The sequence below is a fragment of the Leptospira sp. B5-022 genome (assembly GCF_000347035.1).
Taxonomy (GTDB): domain Bacteria; phylum Spirochaetota; class Leptospiria; order Leptospirales; family Leptospiraceae; genus Leptospira_B; species Leptospira_B cinconiae.
In genome coordinates, this window is the sequence record NZ_ANIJ01000045.1 from 1 (window position 1) to 6,422 (window position 6,422).

The 6,422-nt window shown below is 38.2% G+C and carries 8 protein-coding genes; all 8 read right to left on the reverse strand.

Annotated features, from left to right (window positions below):
- Positions 1 to 46: 46 nt before the first annotated feature.
- A complete protein-coding gene (locus LEP1GSC192_RS19845; RefSeq protein WP_157186928.1) occupies positions 47 to 577 on the reverse strand; it encodes a hypothetical protein in 531 nt (176 codons plus the stop codon).
- Complete coding sequence (locus tag LEP1GSC192_RS16205; RefSeq protein ID WP_020771079.1) at positions 574 to 1,392, reverse strand: YARHG domain-containing protein; 819 nt, start codon at positions 1,390 to 1,392, stop codon at positions 574 to 576. Before LEP1GSC192_RS16205 ends, LEP1GSC192_RS19845 begins: the two co-directional genes overlap by 4 nt.
- Positions 1,393 to 1,609: 217 nt before the next feature.
- Positions 1,610 to 1,927, reverse strand: coding sequence for a hypothetical protein (locus LEP1GSC192_RS20235; RefSeq protein WP_157186930.1), 318 nt, complete (start codon positions 1,925 to 1,927; stop codon positions 1,610 to 1,612).
- 478 nt (positions 1,928 to 2,405) lie between these two features.
- Entirely contained in the window at positions 2,406 to 2,954 is a 549-nt protein-coding gene (locus LEP1GSC192_RS16215; protein WP_020771077.1) for a hypothetical protein, read from the reverse strand.
- The gene (locus tag LEP1GSC192_RS20115) at positions 2,941 to 3,288 is read right to left on the reverse strand and encodes a hypothetical protein (RefSeq protein ID WP_036090695.1); all 348 of its coding nucleotides are present in this window, start codon (positions 3,286 to 3,288) and stop codon (positions 2,941 to 2,943) included. Before LEP1GSC192_RS20115 ends, LEP1GSC192_RS16215 begins: the two co-directional genes overlap by 14 nt.
- A 1,267-nt stretch (positions 3,289 to 4,555) precedes the next feature.
- Positions 4,556 to 4,861, reverse strand: a complete 306-nt coding sequence (locus LEP1GSC192_RS16230) for a HigA family addiction module antitoxin (protein ID WP_036090699.1) — start codon at positions 4,859 to 4,861, stop codon at positions 4,556 to 4,558.
- Between the two features lie 12 nt (positions 4,862 to 4,873).
- A complete protein-coding gene (locus tag LEP1GSC192_RS19635) occupies positions 4,874 to 5,155 on the reverse strand; it encodes a type II toxin-antitoxin system RelE/ParE family toxin (RefSeq protein WP_081603616.1) in 282 nt (93 codons plus the stop codon).
- Between the two features lie 255 nt (positions 5,156 to 5,410).
- Complete coding sequence (locus LEP1GSC192_RS16235) at positions 5,411 to 6,166, reverse strand: toll/interleukin-1 receptor domain-containing protein (protein ID WP_081603617.1); 756 nt, start codon at positions 6,164 to 6,166, stop codon at positions 5,411 to 5,413.
- Positions 6,167 to 6,422 lie beyond the last annotated feature (256 nt).

Consider the following 6,422-nt stretch of genomic DNA (forward strand, 5'->3'; position numbering starts at 1 on the left):
TATTAAAGATGGTCCATTGCAAATTTTAAAACAGAAATTTTGAGGTTCAATGAATTAGCATTGAGAACCAAAAATAAAAAGGATATAATGAAAGAAAGATCAGCATCAAAGATGCGACTGAACGAATAAACTGAGGCATTTTCACATAGTTTATTTTGATTGCGTTTTTATTTTCTAAATCAATCTTAAATAAAAAATATATCGCCAAATACAAACAAAGAAAACCAAAAACACTTTTAAACAATGTAAAGAAACTATCTATAGGTTTTTTCCCAAACCCTGAATCTACTAACTCAAAACTTAGCCAAGAAACAGGAATATAGAATAATCCGATAAAAATAGAAGCAATATAGAATTTTGTGCTTTTTGATATTTTCATAAAAAAAGTTTGCTTGGTCACTTTCGCATAACGACCGAGGGTTGGCGACGTTTCGCGCGTCCGAAGGACTTGGCGCGAGACTTGCCCTGCAAGGCGAGTGACAAAGCGAAATGTGGCGGAGCCTGGAGCGAGGGTTGCGAAGCAAGCCCGAAGCGTAACGCCAACTCGAAAGTTAGACGACGACCCGTTATAACTCAATAATAATTTGGATCATCGTTTAATTTCCAATATCTTGCATTTCCAAACTGAAATAACGGTAAATCTTGAGGATTGTAGTAATATCTATCAATTGGAACACTTGATACTTTATATTCAATTTGCATTGGAGGATTTATCTTTGATACTTTTACTTGTCCATTTACCAACTCTTTGTCAGAGGCACAAGAACCATATGCTTGTACAAACTCCCCGCCCTCTACATGCTCTTTAAAGGTATAAGTAATAGAGAGATTATCTTTTTCGACTTGCCAAGATCCTATATACGCCAGTAAACGCTTCCCACAATCCATTGTGTTAAATCTTGCAATGACTTTACCATTGGGAAAGAAAGACAATGTATTTCCCCAACCAGATGCAACTACTGGAGAATCATGCCAAAACCCGAAATAAATCCTACTTGAGTCCCGGGGTAAATTATCAGAAGGGAGGGATAGAAATTCTTGAATTTCTGCATTAGATTCTTTATAGGAAATTAATTTTACGTTTATTTTATCATTTTGAGTTAGCAAATTATCTACATTTTGTAATTTACCTTTATACCATGAAACCTTACTGAAAAACTCTTTAAGATCATCAGACTTAAATAAATATCCATATTTCGCATAAACAGAATTTCTTATTATCCGTAGATCTGAAGATTTCATATAGTTTGATAAATCGCTTTCAGAAATCAATTTGTCAGACAAAATTACCTCAAATATGGAGTTAAACTTATCAGCGTCTTTGAAACAATTCACCAAGCAAAACAAAGGGAGCGAAATGATAACCAATCTAATCATAATTCTAAATTTCATTTAATTCGTTCTTTTTATATATTACGGATAGGCCTTTCGGGTTGTCGTCTAACGACCGAGGTGTTCCGACGTTTCGCGAGTGCGTAAGCACTTGGCACGAGACTTGCTCTGCAAGACGAGTGACAAAGCGAAATGTGCCGAAGGCCAAGCGAGAGTTGCGAAGCAAGCTCGAAGCGCTGCGGAAGCACCGGAAGTTATGCGCAGTGGCTCCGCAAGCCTAGCAACTCTCAGTATGTGTCCAGAATTCCCCTTCGGGATCGCGGAAAAGATACAGCACCGCCGCGTCTCCGAGGACTTCGAGTGGCGAGAAGTAAGCGGAATCGAGTTCAAGAACTTGATCTGAATTATTTTCGGTCCATGGATCATCGGACTGAGTAAAAGTCGGGTGACCACCCAACTTTAAGCCGGAAGTGGGTTCGGTGAATGCGGAGGAGCGGGTCTCATGACTTAGAGGATACCAATGCAATTTTTTTGCTTCCGCAAGAGTCCGAATTGGAGATACAGGATTCACATTGGAATGGGAAATTGCGATCACAGGCCACTGAGCTTCGAACGGAGTGAGGATCTCTCCATTTCGAGTTGGCGAAAAAAGCCAGAGATACTGGATATCCGCGAGGCAAACAGGAATTGCTGAGAGTTCCTTGAAGTTTATCTGACAGATGGGTAAGCACGGCTCCGAGGAATATTCGGGCCATTGAAAGCTGGTCGGGAGACAACGGATTGATCCTAGTGACGAGCAGAATGGCCCGTCCGCAGGCGATAGCAAACCCGAAAAAGAACGCACCGTCTGCAAAGGAATCGTGGTATTATATTTTTGCGGAGCCATTGCGCATAACGACCAAGGTGCTCCGACGTTTGCGATGGCACGAGTTTGCTTTGCAAACGAAGTGACAGAAGCAAATGTGGCGTAGCCCAAGCGAGCGGGTCACGAAGTGAGCCCCGAGCGACGCGGAGGCACCGAAAGTTAGCCGACGTTCCAGCCTCACCTTAATTGTATTCTTAACAAATTTTCTTTATAGAAGATTTTTAAATTCTTCAAAGGCAGATTTTGCTTTACCACCCTCAGAGTCACACCATCTTTTAATTTCTTTTAGATTGAATGATTGTCTTTTGGCTACTAAAATAGCCTGTTCTAAACATTCACGCGCATTAAAATAAATGTAAGATGCTAAGCGATCTTTTATACAATCAGTTGGAGAAAGTATTTTGATCATTTTACCTGAAACTCTTTTAACATCAGGAATAATCTGGTAATCTTCTCCAATAGATAACGGCGGTGAAGCATATTCTATAAATAAATGATCACATTCCGGATGTATAAAGTGTCTGGAAACTTTCTTAAAACCAAGATTCGTCATTACCCTTTGGATTGTTTCCCAAATAGAAGAATTATAACTCGTATAAACAATGTCTAAGTCGCCGGATTTATAAATCCCATCCGAATATACTGAAACTACTGCCCCGCCTACCAATACTGAATCGACTCCATTTGCAGATAAATGCCAAGCTATATATTCCCATAATTCACTTTCCTTTACTGTCGACCAATTAGGACTTTGCATACACTGGCTTGCCCTTTCGCCTTGGTCTTCGTCTTGTAGAAAAGAGTTTTTCTCTTTCGAATATAGGCATGGTATTATATACTATACCTAGTATTTCCTTAATGGGTTTAACAAATACAGATTTGGAATTAAATAAATATACTCGAGCCTTACCTACTATTTTTGAAGTCAGTATACCAGATTCTTCAAAGCGAAGAAGTTGATTCTTAATAGGAGTTACAGCAACATTATAATCCGTTGCTATCGCAGCAGCATGAATTTCTGAATAATGAAATATGTGCAATAGTACCCTACCGGCGGTTTTATTGCCGAAAACTCCTTCCAATATATCCATGAAGAGAGTTTTAAATAAGAACTTATATCAATCAACTACTTTTTAGTTTATATGGACTAATATTTAGTCCATATCATTTTCCATTATCAGTATTCAAATACAAAAAGATTCAAGGCTGGAATGTCCGGCTAACGAAGGAGGTGCTCCGACGTTTGCGATGGCACGAGCTTGCGTATAGCAAGCGCAGTGACAGAAGCAAATGTGGCGAAGCCCAAGCGAGCGGGTTGCGAAGCAAGCCCCGAGCGGCGCGGAGGCACCGAAAGTTAGACGCCGGTTTTATCTTTTGCCTGCGGTCTATTTTTTAATACGATATCCTTGATTTTATCGAAATTTCTCATTAAATAAATTGTAAGAAAGCTAATAATTAAAAGAATAAGAATGCTTATAAGCAAATAAGATTCAATAGTCATTTCGAATTCAAAAATGCAGACTAAGAGAGCAGTTATCACTATTAATATGTTAAAAGTATCTATTCGGTAAATATGAAACTTATTTGTCCTTCCTTTGAGTGAGAAGTAGTAAAAAGAAAAAATATTCCAATCATCGAAAATGAAGAATATAGAGAACGAGAGCATGCTACTAAAATTTGAAATACCTTTTGTAACATAATGAAAGCCTAAAAAGAAAAGTGCAATAAGATAGAATAATTTACTTGAAAGCACATACATATGAGTGCTCCCAATTTTTCCTATGTCAGGCAACTTGCCCACTTCCGGATATTTTTTGTAAAATTCATAAACTGGATTTACAAATGAAAACGTAGGCTTTTTAAATATGTTATACGAGCCTAATGATATCACCGAATGCCAAACAGAAGAAATCCTCCAAACTAATATCTGGGAGAATTCATAGCTAATAAATTCCTTTATTCGATCTTCTCTGAAAGAAAAGTAAGCATTCAATATAAAATTAACGATAGGAAATACAATTAAAGGAATAGCAACTAAGCAAATAATTGATCTAATCACAGGAAAGTCTTCGTTCGGTCCTTTTTCTTTTACAATTTTCCCTATAAGTGTTAGTGAGGTTACGATAGACGTAGCTAATGAAAAAACCAATCCGTGTTGAAAATTTGTCATACTATAAATTTTTTAAAACTGGCGTCTAACGACCAAGCCTAGCCGACGTTTCGCGAGTGCGCAAGCACTTGGCGCGAGGCTTGCTTAGCAAGACGAGTGACAAAGCGAAATGTGCCGTAGGCCAAGCAAGGGTCGCGTAGCGATCCCGTAGCGCCGCGGCTGAGGCGAAAGTTATACGCCGTGCTTTATTAACTAGCTTGAAGTTCTTGGAACTTTTTGATCGTTTTTAATTCATTTTTAAGCTCATACTGTTTAACTTCTAAATCATAATGAGCTTGTATTGATAACCAGAACTCCGGTGAATTTCCAAAAAAACGAGAAAATCTTAGCGCAGTATCAGCTGTGATAGAACGACGGCCATGAATTATTTCACTTATACGTTTTTGATCAATATGAGTAGCTTGAGCTAATTTATAAGCCGTAATTTCCATCGGCTTTAGAAAATCTTCTATTAAGATTTCACCTGGGTGAATATTCATTAATTCTTTATTCATAATTACTGCCGCCTAATGATAATCGACTATCTCGACATTTGTTACATTGCCGTTTTCCCAAATAAAACAGATCCTATACTGCATATTTATGGAAATGCTATGCTGCCCTCGCCTATCTCCAGATAAAGCATGCAATCTGTTGCCAGGAGGAATTTTTAAATCTTCTAAAGTCTTTGCACTATCTAAATGTATAAGCTTACGTCTAGCTGTTCTTTGTATATCCTTCGGAAATTTCTTTGAAAACTTACCCAACCATATAGTTTCACATTCTTTATCTGAAAAAGAAAGAATCACGATTCATGATAGCGCTACTCACCACTGGTGTCAAGCGCCATTATCAAGAATTCGAAGGATATTTTAAAAATTTTCCTATACAGAATCAATTTTAAGCATGGCGTATAACGACCGAGCCTAGCCGACGTTCGCGACAGCACGAACTTGCGTAAGCAAGTGCAGTGATGGAAGCGAATGTGCCGTAGGCCAAGCAAGGGTCGCGTTAGCGATCCCGCAGCGCTGCGGCTGAGGCGATAGTTATGCGCAGTGTCAAAATTATAAGATAGGTTCCATATATTGGTCTTTTAATGCCAAGGCGTTCGCTTCATTTGTACTCTGCAGCCTGTTCTTATCAGGGTCATATTCAAAGGAACTATATATTTTCCCTTCTGAATTTCTTATGATTAATTTATTACCTTCAATCCCCCAATTATTTTCATTTTTATTCCCTCCTTTTAAAAACGTTCCGTCGGATGAAAATTTAAGAATTTTCGATCTTCCAGTCTGTGGATTAAAAATGAAATTAAACTGCTTACTAGTTAAAACATCATAAAGACTTGCTGTATTTGACTTCATCAGATTTTTATCATTCTTTTCAACTAAGTAATCCCGCAAAAATGTAATGGTCTTTTTAAATCGTATTGATTCCGCTCTTCGATTTGATTTGATACCCTCAAAGGAAAAAGGAATATCTAATTCTTTATGAACAAAGCCTTTCAATTTCTTCATAACTTGATTCTCAACTACCGGCAAAATGCGTAATTGAGGCTTCGCATTGTCTCGTAGAGAAATTGCATAACCAATTTCTTGATTCATCCATTGTGTTGACATTGAAGTTCTAGTCATTATTGGGATGAAATAATCTGCTTCTTTAATACCATCCGTAACTTTATTCGCCAATGAGATCATCTCAGTCCTATTGTTTGCAATGATTATCAATTTAAAATTGGCGTAATTACTAAATACGTCCTGAAATAGCTCTACTTTTCGTTTGTCAAAATCCGAATAACTTATAAATATTTTAGTGTTCATAATTTCTCTCAGGATGTATTTTTTGACATTGCGCATAACGACCGAGGTGTTCCGACGTTTCGCGAGTGCGTAAGCACTTGGCACGAGACTTGCTCTGCAAGACGAGTGACAAAGCGAAATGTGGCGCAGCCCAAGCAAGGGTCGCTTTAGCGATCCCGCAGCGCTGCGGAAGCACCGAAAGTTAGGCGACTGTGACCTATTAAATTAGGTATCAATTACTCAATTGAGCTAATCTTTTTCTGCCTCAAAGCTTTTA